This window comes from Dyadobacter linearis (assembly GCF_907165045.1).
In the GTDB taxonomy this organism is placed as follows: Bacteria; Bacteroidota; Bacteroidia; order Cytophagales; family Spirosomataceae; genus Dyadobacter; species Dyadobacter linearis.
The window spans coordinates 294,938-311,577 of record NZ_CAJRAU010000007.1; the positions used below are offsets into that span (position 1 = coordinate 294,938).

Here is a 16,640-nt window from a genome sequence, read left to right on the forward strand (position 1 = left end):
TAGTTTATTTTCTTATTGAGGGAATATTGATTTCAAAAACGCTGCCCTCACCAATCTTGGAACTGACACTGATCTGACCTTCCAATTTGGAAATTGCTTCATGCACAATATACAATCCAATTCCGGACCCGCTATTGGTGGCGCCGGCGCGGTAAAACATCCGGAAGATCTTATCCTGATCCGATTCCTTAATACCCAAACCATTATCTGCCACAGTGATCCTGGCTTCGGTAGGGGTAGATCGCACCGTTAAGTGCACGTAGGGGTCGGGCTTGGATTTGTCCTGAAATTTGATCGCATTATTAATTAGGTTATTAAAAATGATCCTGAGCTTCATCACATCAGACTGGAAGTTGCCTGACTGGTCAATATCCGTGGTCATTTTCAGGTTACCGTATTCGGGCAGGTATTGAATAGTGGCTTGTACTTCCGTTACCAGTTCGTCAAAACTGATATCTGTGACCACCGGCACGCCGCGCGCGTTTTTATAATAGTCAATGATATTGATAATGAAAGTATCCAGCTTTTTGACCGATTGGCGGATCAGTTCCAGGTACTCATTCTGCGACTGAACATCTTCTTCCAGCAAAGCCAGGTTCACAATGCCCAGAACCGACATAAGCGGTGCCCGAAGATCGTGGGAGGCGCTGTATACAAATTTGTCCAGCTCTTCATTTGCCTTTTGCAGTTCGCTGTTGCGCTGTTTCAGGTCTTCCCGGGTTTTGTATATCTCGTATGCATTTGAAATCGCAGTTTCAACATACTTATAATCCCAGGGTTTGTCGATAAACCTGAAAACCTCTCCTTTGTTGATCGCATCGATCGCCGCGCCGATATCTGTATGCCCGGTGATCAGGATGCGGATAGGTTTTGGGAATTTTAATCTGATCTTTTCAAAAAACTGAACGCCCGACATCACCGGCATACGCTGGTCGGCCAGGATAATGCAAAAATCTTTTTTCTCCAATATCTCTTCTGCCTCGACGACAGACGCCGTGATCGTGATGTCGTATTGCTTTCTGAAAGAAGCCTTGAACGAATGCAGGTTATGCTCCTCGTCGTCGATATAAAGAATAGTTATTGGTTTTTCATTCATCGAAATTCAGGGATAGGGCTTACTTTTCTTTTAACTGGAAGCGTAATTAAAAATTCTGTTCCCTCGCCTACCTCGGTATTAACCTGGATAGAACCGCTATGGACTTCTATGATTTTGAAGACGATCGAGAGGCCAAGGCCCGTTCCGTCGCCTACTTGCTTGGTCGTAAAAAAGGGCTCGAATATCTTGTTTTTGACTTCCTGCGTCATTCCAGGTCCATTATCGCGCATGGAGATAGAAATGTTGTCAGGGTCGCTTAGCCACGTTTTTACCCATATTGTCGGGGTCTTATCTTCTTGCTTGTCTTTGAGCAAAGCGTAGATTGAATTAGTCAGTATATTCATAAATACCTGATTTAGCTTGCCTGCGTAACATTCGATACTTGGCAGATTGCCCAGATCTTTAACCAGCTGAATCGCATTGCCCATCTGATAATTCAGGATGATCAAAGTCGATTCTATGCCTTCGTTGATATTGACGATATTCAGGTCCAGCTCGTCGATCCGCGAAAAGATCTTTAATCCCTTCACGATTTCGACAGTTCTGTTCGCCCCATCCTCCATACCCTTTAAAAGCGTGTCGAGCTCAGTTTTAATGTAGTCCAGCTCAAGTTCTGCTTTCAATTGCTCAATTTCGCTCATTTTAATTTGCAAATCCTCAAGAGACTCCACGTTTTGAATATTTTCGTAGGAATCGAGGATTTCAAGTACATCGTCAATATCCCTTCTCAGGGGCTTGATATTAGAGCTTACAAAATTGATCGGGTTATTGATCTCGTGCGCAATGCCGGCGGTAAGCTGACCTAATGAAGCCATTTTCTCGGAATCGATGAGCTGCGTTTGCGCATCTTTGAGGCGGGTTAATGCCATATTCAGGTCCTGGTTGGCGAATTGAAGCTCGGCTGTACGTTCGTTCACGCTTTTTTCCAGGAATACATTCTGTTCCATGATGATCTTTTCATTTTCCATCGAGATCCGGAGCGCCTGCGCCTGCGACTCTTCCCTTTCTCTCTTGAAAATATTGATCTTGTCTGCAAGTGCTATTGACAGTAATACAACTTCCATAATGGAACCGAACTGCATGGTGTAAGTCGTAAATACATTATACGGCAGCACGTTTACATTGCGGAGAATAAATAGGAAAAGGCCGAGCAGAAATATAGACCAGCCCAAAAGGAAAAGCTTGGCCGGGCGGTAATTTTCTCTGGATAACTTAATACTGATCACAAGACAGCAAAGCGCCCCGAAAGCGCCTGTAAAATCCACCACCCTGAAACTCAAAAGCTGGAATCCTGTCATATTCAGCACCGTGGATATAGAATACAGCACCACGATAATCGGCATAATGATCGTGGCACGGGGCCAGTTTTCTTTTAGCTGCAGGAAATGCTTAAGGAAGTACATCACCGACACGCCCGCAACACCGGAGAAGTAAATCGCTGCTACTGAATTGAAGGCGGGCGCATTTGGCCAGAGGTATTTGAATGCATATCCCGAAAGTGTGGTTTGGGCCAATCCGATGGAAAGCACGTAAAGTACGTAAAAGAGGTAACTTCTGTCTCTCGTGGAAAAGTAGATAAATACGTTGTAAAGCACCATTACCACGATAATCCCACAGAAAATGCCGTTGATGGTCTCGCCGATCTGGGCAGTTTCAAAGAATACCTCCCGGTCGCGCACAAGTAGCGGCAGCACGACCTGATTTGACCCTATTACTCTCAGATAGTAAGAATGCTCTTCGTTGGGGCCCAAACCGAGCCGGAAAACGAGGTTCTGGTGTTTGATGAGCCGATCGCTGAAACGATCGGTATTCGTGTAGGCTTCGGAGCGGACTTCGTTCTCGCTGATCTCAAAAAGCTCGCAGGAATGGATCGAAGGCTGGGCGAGTTCCAGGTACAGCATTTCCGCTGCCGAACTGTTTTTGATAGAAAACCTTACCCAGAAAGTGGATTGACTCAATCCGAGATTGGGAACTTCATCTTTGCTTTTGGCAAATCCCTGCACCTTGCGGACCTCGTCGAGGGTTAGTGAGCCCGATGTATCTTCATAAATTTCGAGGAATTTTCCAATGATCAGCGAGCCGTTTTTATAGTCCGCAGTTTCAGCGGAACTCTTTCCGGCGAATACGATCAATAAAAGTACAAGTAGCAGTCTCACCATATTATACCTTTATTTTAATATTCAGATCATAATGTAAAGCTATCTCACCTTTCGGGCCCTGCTCAACCGCGAATTGAACGGGGTTGTTTCTTAAACGTTTAATATGCTTCAATTCTTCTTCATGTGCAAGAGGCAATTGTTCCAGGTCAGTCACAACGATCGCAGTTGCTATCAGGCCTTCCTTAGGGTAATAGAACGTACCATTATTTCCCAAGGTCCGGATCACCTCGAAACCGAGCCTGAGACACTGTCGCAATGTGGGCGGCGAACATAATGCAAGCAGCCTTGTAATATCAAGCCCGGTAGTAAGCGCAATACCAACCCGACCCAGAAAAACGCTTCCTATCCCGAATCCTGCAACTTCCTTGCTGTTGAAAGCGCCGCAAAGCTCCGCAATTTTCTCGTCCTTCAGTTCGTCTACATAGCTGTAAATGCGCGTATCCTTTTTTGCAATAGCGTGTTCCATCGGCATTTTGCGTGTTTCCTGCCGAACCTGAAGCCGGGCGCCGCCGTAGATCTTTCCGCCGTCTTCCGACTCCACAATGATCACGAATGTATTTTCATCTTCCAGCCAATCGCGATTGGCGGAAGTTACCTGCTTTACCCCGTAAGCTTCTAAAACTTTTCTGTGCTCGTCAATATATCTGAGGCAGGTTTCACTGTCTTCGGTAGATTTAAATGCTCGTATTTTAGCTACCATCAAATTTCGTCATTTACAATAAACAATATTTTATCTAGTGTCAGGCGATTCGTTTTAGTAGCTATCGTTGCAGACTTTTGTATTCTCAGAAGAAAAACCGGGCCTGATTCGATCGGCAGTTTCAGGGTGTTGTAAAAATGATTCGCTAAACGTTGAATTTTGTTCATATCTGTATTGTCGAGTCCGTCACCGTTTTTCATTCGCTCAAAAAGAACCACCGGTGAATAAAGGATTTCTGCCGCTAGTCCGAGCTTTAAAGCCCGCAGCCAGATTTCCTGAACTATTCTTCCCGAATCAAATGCTTCCTGTCCCGGTGATGTAACAGAAATAGCGGCAATGCATGGGGAAGTGGCGATCGTGCGGCCGATCAGTCCGGCCACCAGATTTCCACCGTCAATATCTTTCAAAATCCCCGCAATCTTTTTGTCTTTTACAATCGAAAGGGCCGTCAATAGGCCAGGATCGGAGGTATAAGTGCTCAGCGGAATGCTGTTTTCACTTTCTGCATTTGCCTCTTCATTCGTTTTGATAACCTTCCCGAAAAAGTCAGCATGCCCCTCATCATGCAGTAAAGTCACCAGGTCACAAGCACCGACAACTTCTGCGAGTGTGCGAATATGGGCCGAATCCTGGATAAAGTCAATCCGCCCGTGTATTATTCCGTGAGCGGCTTGTCCGAGGTAGTCCAGGTCAGTGTCTGTCAATTGCAGCGATTCTCCCGCTGATCTGTCCGTCGCACGGATATGTATAAATGGCGAAAGCGAAGAGGCAATATCGACTGGTTCCCGGGAGGTAAATTCGATCGTCACCACGAGGTCCGGCTCGTTATCTGCCGGAAAAATATGGCTTGTTGCGTGATATCCCAGCTCAGCACTTTTGATCACGACATTCTGAAATGCAGCGCCAAGTGCAAAATGCGCTAGAATGTCTTTATAATATAGGAATGGCAGCGAGCGTGTTTTGTCATGAAAAAGATGGAGCCGGCCATTTCGGTAAACCCATTTCCAGGGCTGTACATTACCATAGGAAGGAGCATGAGATGCAGCTTCCACGATTAGTTTAATGTGTTCCGGGTCAAGAAAGATTTCGGGAGGACTTGCGGAAAGCGAATCCACTGTTGCAATCGCAGCTGCCAGATCGAAAGGTTTCTCCGTGTGGATACTAACAGATTCAGCCGGACTTCCGGCAGTATTGCCCACCAGTTGTTCCAGATCCACATAATACCTGCCCGATTCTGTAAATTGATCCAGCAGGATCCTTCTTGAAACGTCGGCCACTACGCCGCCGCCCAGGGTTACTGCGCTGGCCAGCTGCGGCCAGGTGCTGATCGACTGCCCCACTTCCAGCAGCGACGCCCTGCCTCTGAGAGAAGCTTTCGACACATCAATAATCCGCATCACAAGCCCGACCCTGTCCGCGGGGGAAATATTTTGCAGCCTTTCTTTGGGAATATCACTCAGCAGGCCGTGCAGTATCGGCCGGTCATTATGAAGATCAAACCTTTCCACATCGAGTAAACCCCTGTCGCTGGTCTCCATTACCACGGGGATACCAAGTGGTCGGGCTGCTTCACGGCATTTTATCTTGATCTCAATATCATCACATTCGTCGATCAGCAGGTCCAGCTTACCGTCTTTGGTCAAAAAATCATTCAGATTATCCGTAGTGATTCCTTCGGTGTAGCATTCAATGTGAAGGAACGGATCGAGTTCTGCAATCTCCCGGGCGGTGATCACACTTTTATTGAGGCCGCAGTTGTGAATTCCGGTCCTGATCCTGTTGAGGTTACTCAGTTCCAGCGTATCAAAATCGGCCAGCCGCAAGGAGCCGAAAGATCTTTCTGTGGCGAGTGTCAATGCGACGGAGTGCCCAACGGATAGCCCGATTATGCCAATCCGGCGTTTTGATAGGGAGTTTTGTTCCTGCAACGTGATTTTGTGCCGGTTGCGGGCGGTGCGGAGTTCGATGAAATCGGCCTCATCCAGCAAGTGCAGGAGGCGGTTTGACCAGGGATAATATACCCAGCAGCCTTCGAGGTCGGCGTCTTTTTCGGCTGTCCACCCGGCGTACCTTTCGTCGAGCTGTTGGTCGGATAAGCGTTCCCGGGGATTTCTGACCTTCATCAGCTCTTTCGACTGAGATTCGAACAAATTCAAAATGAGCGCATTGCGATATTCGCCTGTCAACAAATCAAATTTCTGCCGGTCAGCATATTGTTCTTTGGGAATGAATACCGGGCGGTAAATTGTGTTTAGGATCGTCTCAGCGTACATGTTGTAATTTTCGGAGGGCGCCTCTGAGAAAAGTCATTTTCCTTGTTTTAAGTTTTACAAAAATGTTCTTGATCTTAGTGTGCGCCATTTTGATTATCCAACCCTACCAGTAAAAAAGTGTATTGGCAACAGTTGCTTAAACATTTACAAATTGCTGAAATTATTTTTGTAAAACTACCACCAACGCACCGCTGCTGAAAATATTTGAAGAACGGTTACAAAAATATTTGACGAATAATGCCGTAAACCAGTTGCTCTCAGCTTGTTTGCAATTGTCTGCCGAGGTTACGTACCCGAATTTCGATTCAAGAATGTAGAATTATCTTTATATTATCATTGAGCTTACGATATTTGCAGTTACAACCAAGCCACCTCAAAGTTTAAATTTGATAATGGAAACTAAAGGGAAGATTAGCGTACTCTATGTGGACGACGAGATCAATAACCTCAACTCGTTCAAAGCAGCTTTCAGAAGAGACTTTAATATACTTATAGCCACGTCCGGCCGGGAGGGTTTGGAATTGTTGAAACACAACATTGTGCATGTGATCATCACCGATCAACGCATGCCTGAAATGACGGGGGTAGATTTCCTGATTGAAGTATTGAAAGAATACACTGATCCGGTCCGGATCCTGCTCACTGGGTACACTGATATTTCTGCTGTGATAGATGCGGTCAACAAGGGACATATCTACTATTACCTCAATAAACCCTGGGACGAGCAGCAGCTACGTATTATCATTAAAAATGCATACGAGATATTTCACCTGCGGGAAGAAAACAAAGAGCTGATCGAAAAGTTACTCGATGTAAACGGGCAGTTAGAATTTCTTTTGAGACAAAATCTTCTTTCCTAGGCGCAGCAGGCGCGGGCGATCTTCACTCCTTGGTAAAAGCAGCGTTTTGAAATTGGTCATAGCGGGTACCATACCTTTAAGCAGGTAAGTAAGCACCGAGAATGCCGAAGTAACGAGAATCGCGAAAAACAGGATCGCCGTGAAGAGCAGATTTCCTATTGCTTTGAAAAATATGATAATGTCCATCTTCTGATAAGTTAGCGTGTTGACTCTGTTTGATATAAAATCGTACCAGCACCTTATACTTTGCTTCAAAATCAGCTTCTTCGATGTTCTCTCCCTTAGCTGGTATCCTTTTTTAAGAATAAATAATGTGCTTGGGAAACTGATCCAAAGCCGCATTTTACCAGCTAAACCATTTTCAATCATGAAAAAAATTGTCGCAATAGGCGTGATATCCGGAGTTATTTTATTTGTTTACCTGAATTCCCTCGCCAGACAAATGGACGGGAAGTTGAGAAAGGAAAAAAAGGACGGAGAAATTGCTAAAAAAAACGAAACAGAAGGGTATTTTTACCATCAATCCTAGTAAGACCGGGAAACCGGCTCTACAAAACAAAGACGGTAAAGCGTTCTGAGGCCAATGCTGAGAAAAATATACTTCTGGAGTGCCTTTACCATGATCGTCTGGCTGTGTACCAACTGCGGCGGACCGTCGGTGGTGCGTCCGCTGCCGGAGCCGGGAGGGGAGGATACTACCGGCATTGATACCTCCGTTGTGACCGATCCTGATACAATGATCGTAGATACACTCCCGGTCGTTGACCGGGATTCTGCTTTTGCATTATCAAACCGCTTCGGCACAATCAACATTTTCACAGAGGCTGACCTGGTAAAAAAAACCGGCGTTTATTATAAAGCGAACGATTTTATAGGCAGGCCAGTCACGCTGGATTACAGCTTCATTTATGCAACGAAGGACACGATGCAGCGCAAGCCTTTTGTATTAATGGTACATGAAGGTGCATTTCTGTTTGGTACGCTGGACAACGAAATGGGCAAAGCGACGTGGCTCGCCAGAAAAGGTTATGCGGCGGCTTCTATCAATTATCGTTTGGGATTTAATGGCGGGAGCGAGCAAAACGCCTGTGGCGGCAACAATAGGGAAATTGTGCAGGCTGTGTACCGCGCTGTGCAGGATACCTACGCGGCACTCCACTATTTTGCCGGCAAAGCCGACGAGCTGAATATTGATCCGGCGCAGATGATACTGGCTGGCAGCAGCGCAGGTGCTATTACAATATCTGCATTGCTATATATGCGTGAAGCCGATTTTGAAGCATTGCTTCCCGGGATAGTCAAAACCCTCGGGCCACTTGATCCTAACCCGAAAGGCGCGCCTTACAGGGTACGCGCTCTGCTTTCTTATATGGGTTACGGTGTTTTCAAGAGCAGCTACATTACTGCGGCAAATGCCAAGCCGACTGTGTTTTTCCAAAGAACAGGGGATAATGTGCTGCCTTACCAGAAAGGTACTTTCCTTTCCTGCCCATTTTATCTCAGCTCCGAAGGCGCCAAGCCTGTTTCGGATCAGCTCAGACGATTGAAGGTTGCATTTGAACTGAACTATCAGCCTGAACAAGGCCACCACCTTAGCTATACCGAAGAATATGTAACGAACCGTTACGCGCAATTCATGAAGCGGCTCTGGGCTGGCAACCGGCACCAGATCGTAAATGAAAACTTCAAAACGGTAGAGGATATTGAGATAAAATGATCAGGCCCGGGCTTCCTGCGCCTTTTCACGCTTTTTTCTACTTTCCATCATTGGGAAAAGTGATTTGAGAAAATTAGAAAATCTCAGCTCTAAATAATGATAAGATAATTGCGAAAGCGTGAGCGTGACTGAAAGCGACAGGAATAGCATAGCTGTGCCCGATCCAAAAACAGGGTAGCCGAGTTTGGCAAAGAATATAGGGATAATTACCAAAACCGGCATGTGGATCAGGTAAATGGAAAACGACATATCGCCTGTCCGTACCAGCCAGGCGGGGAAATGCAACCGGGTGCCGGATTCATGGAAAATGATCGCGAAGAACAATGCAAATGCGCCGAAACCCCACTGGAATGGACCCAGCCCGCCAAAGAACCCAGATAAATATTGCCAGATCACCAGCAGTACCACCGCAGAAGTAAGTCCTTTTCTTGAAAACAGGGAAGTGAAAAATGCGTGCGTGACGGGGTTAATGTAAAGGAGCCCGATGATTACGCCGTAGACAAAATTCCATATAATCGGGTTAGTGATCATATTCAGGTAACCTGAACCAAAGTCGGGAGACTGATCCGGCTTAAAGGTAAAATAGCCTGCGGTAACCGGAATAACGACGAGCGTGATCAGAATTAGTAAAAAGAAAACCGGCCACCGGTATCTTGCAAAGAACAGCGAGACAGCGATTAGCAAATAGAAATAGATCTCGTAGTTAAGACTCCACCCGACAGAAAGTGTCGCATTACCATAAAATGGCGGGTCGGTGTGAGTGAGCGGGATGAATAGCAGGCTCATGATCAGGTCTTTCATGAATCTGCTATCGGCCGAAAATCCGTGGTGGATATAGTAAAACCAGAGCGTCATAATCGCGTAGGTCGGCCAGATCCGGACAAACCTTTTTACCATAAACTGGTAAATCGCCAGCGGCGACGACCGCATATTGCGGGTAATGTAAACCATAATAAACCCGCTGATCACAAAGAACAAAGCCACACCGGCCGGGCCTGAACTGAACAAAAAATCGACTTCCTGTTTGAAAGGCTCACCTTTCGAGAAAACGTCTTTAGAATGAAAAACCGTGACTATGAGCGCTGCGATCGCCCTGAGTATCTGAATGCTGTCAATCTTGGAATCGTTACGGGGCAGTGTTGGCGCTTCGATCATATTTAAATGGAAATTATCATTTTCAGTTCCTGCCGGCTTGCGCGTATATTGTGCGCCAAAAATGGAGTAATTTCTTTTGAAACGCAGACATTTTGTTGAGAAAATAAACGCAAGGCTGCGCACGGCATAATTTTTACCCTGCGAAGTTAACTAAGCCTATAATTTCGGATACATGAACGAACAACTGATCGTAAAGCAGGAAATACTGATTGAAGCGCCCGTTTCCAAAGTTTGGGAAGTGCTCATCGCCCCCAAGTATATCAGGCAATGGGACGATCTGCCGCAGGATTTTGGCGATTACTACCTGGAAGTCGGCCGGGTGATTGAATGGACCGGTTCTACGCGCCTGACAGTAACAGAATGCGAACCGCACGAGAGACTGGCGATGAAACTTTATGCATTCAAATGGGAGCTTCCCCCGGCTTCCTATGATATCGCGTATACTTATCAGCTTTCGATTGAATACAACGGAACACGTTTGTCACTACAAATCGGAGATTTTTCCGCATTGCCCGAAGGTAAGAACTACTACGACAGCTCGCTCGAATTTGCAGGCGCAGCACTGGAAAAGATCAAAAGTTTAGCCCAAAACAGGATGTAATGGTAGAGCGGTAATTATCTTTGTAAGACTCGCTTAAGAATACCATGGAACCAAAGGCAAAGCTTTATTACGACATCAATGAGGTAGCGGAACTGCTTAAAGTGGAAGCGCCGACGCTCCGTTTCTGGGAAAAGAAATTTCCTCAGCTGGACCCCAAAAGGGACGCCAGGAACAGACGAAGGTATACCGAAAGGGATATTGAGATCATCAAAAAGATCATGCACCAACGCGAAAAGCAGGGGCGCACCATCAAAGGTACCCGCGAGCAGCTGCGGAGAAAAGAAGAATCTGAACTGATGATCCAGCGATTAATGCGTGTACGGAAGTTTCTGGTGGAGCTGAAAGACAATTTGTAGCCTTCAATTTATTCCTTTTAAAGATATTAAATGAAACACCTGTTTTGTCTTGCATTCAGTGCTCTTATCTCTTTCGGGGCCGCAGCGCAGACTTTCGAAACGGCGTCACTTCGTCGGCATATTACCTTCCTGGCTTCCGATGATCTGGAAGGTAGGGGTACTGCCAGCCTGGGCGAGATCCGGGCGGCCAATTATATAGCAGATCATTTCAAAAGTTTGGGATTGAAACCTGCGGGGACCGGCGACAGCTATTTTCAGCCTTTTGAAGTTTCCTTTGCGATCGAGGGAAAAGCGCATTTAATGACTGGCCGGAATGTGGTAGCGTTGCTGGATAATGGCGCGGCTAAAACCATTGTGATCGGCGCGCATTATGACCACCTTGGGAAAGGTTTCCAGGGCAGCTCGCTTTCGCCGGACAGCAAAAATATGATCCATAATGGAGCTGACGATAATGCGTCGGGAACCACGGGCGTAATGGAACTGGCGAAGTACTTTGCCGAAAACAATGTTAAGGAGAAACATAACTATCTTTTTATAGCTTTTTCAGGCGAAGAGCTGGGGCTGATCGGTTCGAAACATTTTACCGAAAAACCCACTATTCCACTGGCTTCTATGTCCGCGATGATCAATATGGATATGATCGGGCGGCTGGATGAAACGAAAGGTATGATCGTCTCAGGGTGGGGGACGAGTCCCGTGTGGGGAAAGCTGATCCCGGATCTTGCAAAAAAGCAGAATTTGAAATATACAGTCGATTCATCAGGTGTCGGCGCTTCGGACCATACTTCCTTTTATCTCAAAAATATCCCGGTTGTGCAGTTTTTTACGGGCGCGCATGGCGACTATCATAAGATTTCAGACGATCCTGACAAGATCAACTACGAAGGAGAAGCCAGGATCCTGTCACTCATCGCCGGCCTGCTCACTAAGCTCGACAATGAAACCGGTGAACCCGAGTTCGTAGCTGCCGGCAACCCGCATGCAGGGGAGACGACCAGCAATTTCAAGGTGACGCTTGGGGTGATGCCGGATTATAGTTATTCTGGAAAAGGTCTTAGGATCGACGCAGTTTCTAAGGCTCGCCCTGCTGAAAAAGCGGGCATATTACCTGGAGATGTGATTATGAAACTGGCTGGCGAGGAAATCGGCACTATTTATGATTACATGGAAATCCTGAGCAAACACGAAAAAGGCCAGCAGGTAGATGCAGAGTTTATACGCGGCAAAGAAACCAAAAAGGTGAAAATTACTTTTTAAACCTCAGTTAATAGCTCCCCGTTTCCCAAGTTCAATCGCCTCCATCTGGCTGATCAGCCCGTCATGCATATTGAAGCGCAATACCGTGCGGATCTTGTGAAAACCTTCTTTTCCCGCCGCGCCGGGATTAATGTAAAGCATATTGTTCAGCTTCGGGTCGCGGATAACGCGCAGAATATGTGAGTGGCCGCAAATGAAAATGTCGGGCAGTGTCGATTTCAATGTTGGCATCACGATTGGGTTATATCTAGGTGGCGCGCCGCCAATGTGCGTGATCCAGATTCGAAATCCTTCGAGTTCGAAATGCTGGTGCTCCGTGGTGCGGATCTGAATTTCACTATTATCAATATTCCCGAATACCATCCTGGTCGGCTTGAATGCTTCCAGCTTTTCAATAATCTCCACCGAGCCAATATCCCCCGCGTGCCACACTTCGTCACAATTGGAGAAATGACTGAAAATCCTTTCGTCCAGATAACCGTGTGTGTCCGATAGCAAGCCGATACGCTTCATTTTTCCTGTTTAATACTGAATAGAATTGCAAATATGGCCATTGAAAATCCTTCCCGGAATGTTTTGTGAAATTTTTGTTAAGTTTAAGTAACTTATATATAAATATTTTACAGATATTGTTAGGCAAAACTTAATTAAAGTTAAATTTATCTTATTTCTGTATAAATTTTCACTAAAACTAAATTTGTAGTTGTAAAGTGTTTATCCTTTGTATATTATTGTAGAAATGTAATTCGTCAGTTACAAACCTTCTTACCAAACCTTAGCCACGCCTTGAAAAAAATCTTACTCCTGGCCATTTTATGTCTCACAATGTCGGTTGCGCACGCGCAGACCTCGGGACGATTTACATTGAAAGGAAGCACGGTCGATACTGCCGGTGTCCCGCTTCCGGAATCAACGGTGATGCTGCTTACTCCCAAAGATTCGACGCTTGTCAACTTTGCGCGGACAGCTAAGGACGGAACTTTCGAATTCAAAAATGTGAAGCGGGCCAACTACCTCATCAAGATCACTTATGTGGGGTATCTTCCTTACCAGGAAGCTGTTAAACCGAAAGACGATGATGTTACGGATCTGGGCAAGATCAAGATGACATTTATGGACCAGGTGCTGTATGATGTGGTGATCAAGGCATTTCGCGCGCCGCTGAGTATTCGGGGAGATACGATTGAATATGACCCAAAAGCATTTAAAGTACAGCCAGGTGCGTCGGTCGAGGACCTGATCCGGCGGCTCCCAGGCTTGCAGGTAGACCAAGACGGGACGATCAAAGCGCAGGGAGAAACGGTTAAACGTGTAACGGTAGACGGTAAGCGGTTTTTTGGAGACGATACCAAGGCTGCAACGAAAAATTTACCAGCAGAAGCGATTTCCAAAGTGCAGGTATTTAATGAAAAGACAGAACAATCCAGGATAACCGGCGTAGACGATGGTAAACACGAGAAAACGCTGAACCTGCAATTAAAGGATAGTCACAAAAAAGGCGGTTTCGGAAAAGCGACGCTTGCCGCAGGTACCGATAAACGCGTGGAGGGAAAGATCAACTACAACCGGTTTAATGAGAAAAATCAGTTCTCGGTAATTGGTCTTGGAAATAATACCAACCAGGGCGGCATGTCGTGGGACGATTACCAGGACTTCAAAGGAAGCCAGTCTTTCAACTGGGGCGACGACGGGGATTTCGGGTTTGGCGGGGGAGTCAGGTATATCTCGTTTGGTGGTGATGACGATGAAAGTTTGACGATCCAGGCAGGTAGGGGAGCGCAAAACCGGGGTTTTAACAAGAACTGGGCAGGCGGCGCGAACTACAATTTTGACACCAAGAAAACCAAATTCAACACCAGCTACTATTATAACCAAACGACGCAGGATCTGGACGCTACTGCGCGGCAAACGAACTTCCTGACCAATTCGGCATTCACGAAGGTGGATACTAACGGAAGGTTGAACTTCAATGAGAATCACAGAGGTAGCTTGCGGTTTGAAAAAACGATCGATTCGCTGAATACGCTGATTGTTTTGTCTAATATGCGCATTGGAAGTGGTACTGCCGACTATTTCAGTCACCAGGAATTCTTCCGCGGGGCTCAGGATACAACGCAGCTTTCGAATACCAGCGACCAGCGCAATTTTTCTGATTTCAATTCTTTTGCTCTGGGCAATACTGCTATTTTCCGTCACAAGTTCAAGAAAAAAGGAAGGAACTTCGCAGCCAGTGTGGCGTACAATGTGAATAATTCGGAAGGTACGATCGACCAGAAATCGACCAACCGGTTTTTCAGAACTTCGGAGACGACGCCGGACAGCATATTGAATATCAATCAAACCAACTATACCAAGAGTTTGCGGAACCAGATCAAGGGGAGTGTGCTGTTTATTGAGCCTTTTGCGAAGAAGTTTGTTGTGGAGACATTCTATAATTACAGCCTGAAAAGTGACGATGTGGACCGGGATGTATTTGATATCAATGAGAGCGGGTCGGTCAGGAACACGAATCTGAGCCGCTATTACCGCAATATCTCAACTTATAACCGCCTCGGAACTTCGGTCAGGTACTCGCATAATGGTTTGAATATAGCGGCGGGAGTCGGCGCACAGCAGATTCACCTTGACGGTAAGTTCTCAGTGGATCAGAACGACGCAGTCCGTACCAATATCGACAGGAAGTTCTTCAATTTCGTGCCGAACGTTTCCCTGAATTTTGACCTGAAACAAAACAGATATCTGTACGGTGGCTATAATGTGTCCGTTCAGGAGCCTAATATCCGCGACCTGCAACCGATCGTCGATAACAGTAATCCGCTGTATATCCGGGTAGGTAATCCGAGTCTGGTACCTACTGTGAACCACTCTGTGAATCTGGGATACAACTATTTCAATCCGGGCAGCTTCATCCAGATGTTCTTCGGGGCTTATTATAACTACTATGACAATCAGGTGATTTATAGTCAGCGGGTATCTGAAAATCTGGTTACTACCACGATGGCGGAAAATATCAGTGGCGGTAAAAACTTCAATTTGTACGGTAACTATGGTTTCCCGATCGTGAAAACGAAGAGCAATTTCAATATCAATGCTTCCTACAACCGGGGCAACAACCTGACGAATATCAACGGCGAGCTGAACGAGACGAAAAACAACGGTTACAACTGGGGCGCGCGACTGGATTTCACACCGAGCGACAAGTTTACGGTTTACACCAATGCAAACTGGAATATCACTGATACCAAATATTCGATCAGCTCGGGGCAAAACCAGAAGATCATCAATACCAATTATGGTGCGGAAATGAATGTTAAGCTGCCTAAGGATATTTACTTTAATAGTCGCTTTTCATATAATTCTTACGTAAACAACCGTTTCGGTTTTGACCAGAAAATGCCGATCCTGAACGTGTCAGTATTCAAAACCATGCTGAAAAGCAAAAAAGGGGAAATCAGACTATCAGCATTTGACCTTTTCAACAAAAACCGCGGGATATCGCAGTCAGCTTACCAGAACTTTGTTTCCCAGGAGCAGGTACGCACATTGGCGAGATACTTTATGCTGAGCTTTACCTACAATATGCGCGGGGTAGCGCATTCGGTTCGCCGGAAAGGTTTCGGATATTAATCAACAATCAATTATTAGGAGTTATGAAAAAATTATTTGCCCTGTTCCTGGTGATCGCCGGCTTGCCCGCATTGGCCCAGTCAGACGGCTTGGTTGTTACCTACGAGCGGACATTCTTCTGGTCGAAAGTGTATGAAAAGCTTACATTCCTGTCGGAAGAGGAAAAAAGCAGGATGAAAAATTCCTGGGGCGTGAACGATGAAGGCTGGAAGAGCAAAGGTCAACTTGTTGCAAGCCCGGGTCAAAGTAAATATGTGGAACTGGAAGAGGAAGCCGACGGCGGTTACCGGGGCCGGAAAAGTGAATACCTTGTTTTCCGCGATTTTGATAAAGCGAGGAAAATGGAGCTCGAAGAGTTTGCCGGAAAAATGCTGCTGATAGAGGACACACTGATTGCGCCAAAATGGAAAGTAATGAATAAGATCAAGGAAATCGGCGGGTATATGTGTATGATGGCAGTTTCGGAGGATTCTATAAAAGGTCAGAAAATTGAAGCCTGGTTTGCCAACGACCTGGCTTACGGGAGCGGCCCGGAACGTTACTACGGCTTGCCGGGTATGATCCTGGAAGTGGATGTAAACGACGGCGAAATGCTGCTGACCGCTATTAAGGTGGAGAAAAAACCGGTAACCGAACTCCTTGCATTGCCGAAGAAGATCAAAGGCAAAAAGATCACGACGACGGAGTACGAAAAGATGATGACGACCCACTTCCGCGACAGCATCAAATCACGCCGGAACCCGTACTGGGCTGTGAGGTATTAGAGTGAGCTTAGAATTGTTAATATTTGCTAAGGAGCTTCCAAAAAGGGGAAATTGTAAATCACAATTTCCCCTTTT

General features: G+C 46.1%; 15 protein-coding genes. 8 read left to right on the top strand and 7 right to left on the bottom strand.

The window, feature by feature from the left end; all coding sequences use genetic code 11:
• Positions 1–4 precede the first annotated feature (4 nt).
• Genes KOD92_RS22360 through KOD92_RS22375 form a run of 4 tightly spaced genes read right to left on the bottom strand, consistent with a single transcriptional unit; the run spans position 5 to position 6,228 of the window.
• Positions 5–1,096 (bottom strand): sensor histidine kinase, encoded by a 1,092-nt coding sequence (locus KOD92_RS22360; protein ID WP_215235828.1) that lies wholly within the window; start codon positions 1,094–1,096, stop codon positions 5–7.
• Positions 1,093–3,255, bottom strand: coding sequence for a sensor histidine kinase (locus KOD92_RS22365; RefSeq protein WP_215235829.1), 2,163 nt, complete (start codon positions 3,253–3,255; stop codon positions 1,093–1,095). The genes KOD92_RS22360 and KOD92_RS22365 overlap by 4 nt, the downstream gene beginning before the upstream one ends.
• 1 nt (position 3,256) lies before the next feature.
• Entirely contained in the window at positions 3,257–3,955 is a 699-nt protein-coding gene (locus KOD92_RS22370; RefSeq protein WP_215235830.1) for a hypothetical protein, read from the bottom strand.
• The gene (locus KOD92_RS22375) at positions 3,955–6,228 is read right to left on the bottom strand and encodes an Rv1355c family protein (RefSeq protein WP_215235831.1); all 2,274 of its coding nucleotides are present in this window, start codon (positions 6,226–6,228) and stop codon (positions 3,955–3,957) included. Before KOD92_RS22375 ends, KOD92_RS22370 begins: the two co-directional genes overlap by 1 nt.
• A gap of 392 nt (positions 6,229–6,620) precedes the next feature.
• On the opposite strand from KOD92_RS22375, the gene KOD92_RS22380 reads away from it, so the two are divergent.
• A complete protein-coding gene (locus KOD92_RS22380; protein ID WP_215235832.1) occupies positions 6,621–7,088 on the top strand; it encodes a response regulator in 468 nt (155 codons plus the stop codon).
• On the opposite strand, the gene KOD92_RS22385 is transcribed toward KOD92_RS22380, so the two are convergent.
• Positions 7,053–7,274 carry a hypothetical protein gene (locus KOD92_RS22385; RefSeq protein ID WP_215235833.1) on the bottom strand — a complete coding sequence of 74 codons (222 nt, stop codon included), beginning with the start codon at positions 7,272–7,274 and terminating at the stop codon, positions 7,053–7,055. The genes KOD92_RS22380 and KOD92_RS22385 overlap by 36 nt on opposite strands.
• A gap of 181 nt (positions 7,275–7,455) precedes the next feature.
• Between KOD92_RS22385 and KOD92_RS22390 the strand changes: the two genes are divergently transcribed.
• Both KOD92_RS22390 and KOD92_RS22395 read left to right on the top strand, forming a co-directional pair.
• The gene (locus KOD92_RS22390) at positions 7,456–7,617 is read left to right on the top strand and encodes a hypothetical protein (RefSeq protein ID WP_215235834.1); all 162 of its coding nucleotides are present in this window, start codon (positions 7,456–7,458) and stop codon (positions 7,615–7,617) included.
• A 54-nt stretch (positions 7,618–7,671) separates the two neighbouring features.
• Positions 7,672–8,805: a carboxylesterase family protein gene (locus KOD92_RS22395; RefSeq protein WP_215235835.1), complete on the top strand. Its 1,134-nt coding sequence runs from the start codon at positions 7,672–7,674 to the stop codon at positions 8,803–8,805.
• Here KOD92_RS22395 and KOD92_RS22400 read toward each other — a convergent pair whose 3' ends face one another.
• Positions 8,806–10,083 (bottom strand): acyltransferase family protein, encoded by a 1,278-nt coding sequence (locus KOD92_RS22400; RefSeq protein WP_229254804.1) that lies wholly within the window; start codon positions 10,081–10,083, stop codon positions 8,806–8,808. It lies immediately after the preceding gene.
• A gap of 49 nt (positions 10,084–10,132) precedes the next feature.
• Here KOD92_RS22400 and KOD92_RS22405 point away from each other — a divergent pair, with 49 nt between their 5' ends.
• The 3 genes from KOD92_RS22405 to KOD92_RS22415 are packed head-to-tail and all read left to right on the top strand — an operon-like array spanning position 10,133 to position 12,174.
• On the top strand, positions 10,133–10,561 hold the full coding sequence (locus tag KOD92_RS22405; protein ID WP_215235836.1) for an SRPBCC family protein: 429 nt from the start codon (positions 10,133–10,135) through the stop codon (positions 10,559–10,561).
• A gap of 44 nt (positions 10,562–10,605) precedes the next feature.
• Positions 10,606–10,917 carry a MerR family transcriptional regulator gene (locus KOD92_RS22410; RefSeq protein WP_215235837.1) on the top strand — a complete coding sequence of 104 codons (312 nt, stop codon included), beginning with the start codon at positions 10,606–10,608 and terminating at the stop codon, positions 10,915–10,917.
• A 30-nt stretch (positions 10,918–10,947) separates the two neighbouring features.
• Positions 10,948–12,174, top strand: a complete 1,227-nt coding sequence (locus KOD92_RS22415; protein WP_215235838.1) for a M20/M25/M40 family metallo-hydrolase — start codon at positions 10,948–10,950, stop codon at positions 12,172–12,174.
• A 3-nt stretch (positions 12,175–12,177) separates the two neighbouring features.
• On the opposite strand, the gene KOD92_RS22420 is transcribed toward KOD92_RS22415, so the two are convergent.
• Positions 12,178–12,687, bottom strand: coding sequence for a metallophosphoesterase family protein (locus KOD92_RS22420; protein ID WP_215235839.1), 510 nt, complete (start codon positions 12,685–12,687; stop codon positions 12,178–12,180).
• A gap of 273 nt (positions 12,688–12,960) precedes the next feature.
• Between KOD92_RS22420 and KOD92_RS22425 the strand changes: the two genes are divergently transcribed.
• Positions 12,961–15,801 (top strand): outer membrane beta-barrel family protein, encoded by a 2,841-nt coding sequence (locus KOD92_RS22425; RefSeq protein ID WP_310589451.1) that lies wholly within the window; start codon positions 12,961–12,963, stop codon positions 15,799–15,801.
• A 23-nt stretch (positions 15,802–15,824) separates the two neighbouring features.
• Complete coding sequence (locus KOD92_RS22430; RefSeq protein WP_215235840.1) at positions 15,825–16,565, top strand: GLPGLI family protein; 741 nt, start codon at positions 15,825–15,827, stop codon at positions 16,563–16,565.
• Positions 16,566–16,640: the final 75 nt, after the last annotated feature.

Excerpts from the sequence above, each read along its gene's own strand:
- KOD92_RS22360 (WP_215235828.1), bottom strand. The coding sequence starts at position 1,096 with ATGAATGAAAAACCAATAACTATTCTTTATATCGACGACGAGGAGCAT.
- KOD92_RS22365 (WP_215235829.1), bottom strand. The coding sequence starts at position 3,255 with ATGGTGAGACTGCTACTTGTACTTTTATTGATCGTATTCGCCGGAAAG.
- KOD92_RS22370 (WP_215235830.1), bottom strand. The coding sequence starts at position 3,955 with ATGGTAGCTAAAATACGAGCATTTAAATCTACCGAAGACAGTGAAACC.
- KOD92_RS22375 (WP_215235831.1), bottom strand. The coding sequence starts at position 6,228 with ATGTACGCTGAGACGATCCTAAACACAATTTACCGCCCGGTATTCATT.
- KOD92_RS22380 (WP_215235832.1), top strand. The coding sequence starts at position 6,621 with ATGGAAACTAAAGGGAAGATTAGCGTACTCTATGTGGACGACGAGATC.
- KOD92_RS22385 (WP_215235833.1), bottom strand. The coding sequence starts at position 7,274 with ATGGACATTATCATATTTTTCAAAGCAATAGGAAATCTGCTCTTCACG.
- KOD92_RS22390 (WP_215235834.1), top strand. The coding sequence starts at position 7,456 with ATGAAAAAAATTGTCGCAATAGGCGTGATATCCGGAGTTATTTTATTT.
- KOD92_RS22395 (WP_215235835.1), top strand. The coding sequence starts at position 7,672 with ATGCTGAGAAAAATATACTTCTGGAGTGCCTTTACCATGATCGTCTGG.
- KOD92_RS22405 (WP_215235836.1), top strand. The coding sequence starts at position 10,133 with ATGAACGAACAACTGATCGTAAAGCAGGAAATACTGATTGAAGCGCCC.
- KOD92_RS22410 (WP_215235837.1), top strand. The coding sequence starts at position 10,606 with ATGGAACCAAAGGCAAAGCTTTATTACGACATCAATGAGGTAGCGGAA.
- KOD92_RS22415 (WP_215235838.1), top strand. The coding sequence starts at position 10,948 with ATGAAACACCTGTTTTGTCTTGCATTCAGTGCTCTTATCTCTTTCGGG.
- KOD92_RS22420 (WP_215235839.1), bottom strand. The coding sequence starts at position 12,687 with ATGAAGCGTATCGGCTTGCTATCGGACACACACGGTTATCTGGACGAA.
- KOD92_RS22430 (WP_215235840.1), top strand. The coding sequence starts at position 15,825 with ATGAAAAAATTATTTGCCCTGTTCCTGGTGATCGCCGGCTTGCCCGCA.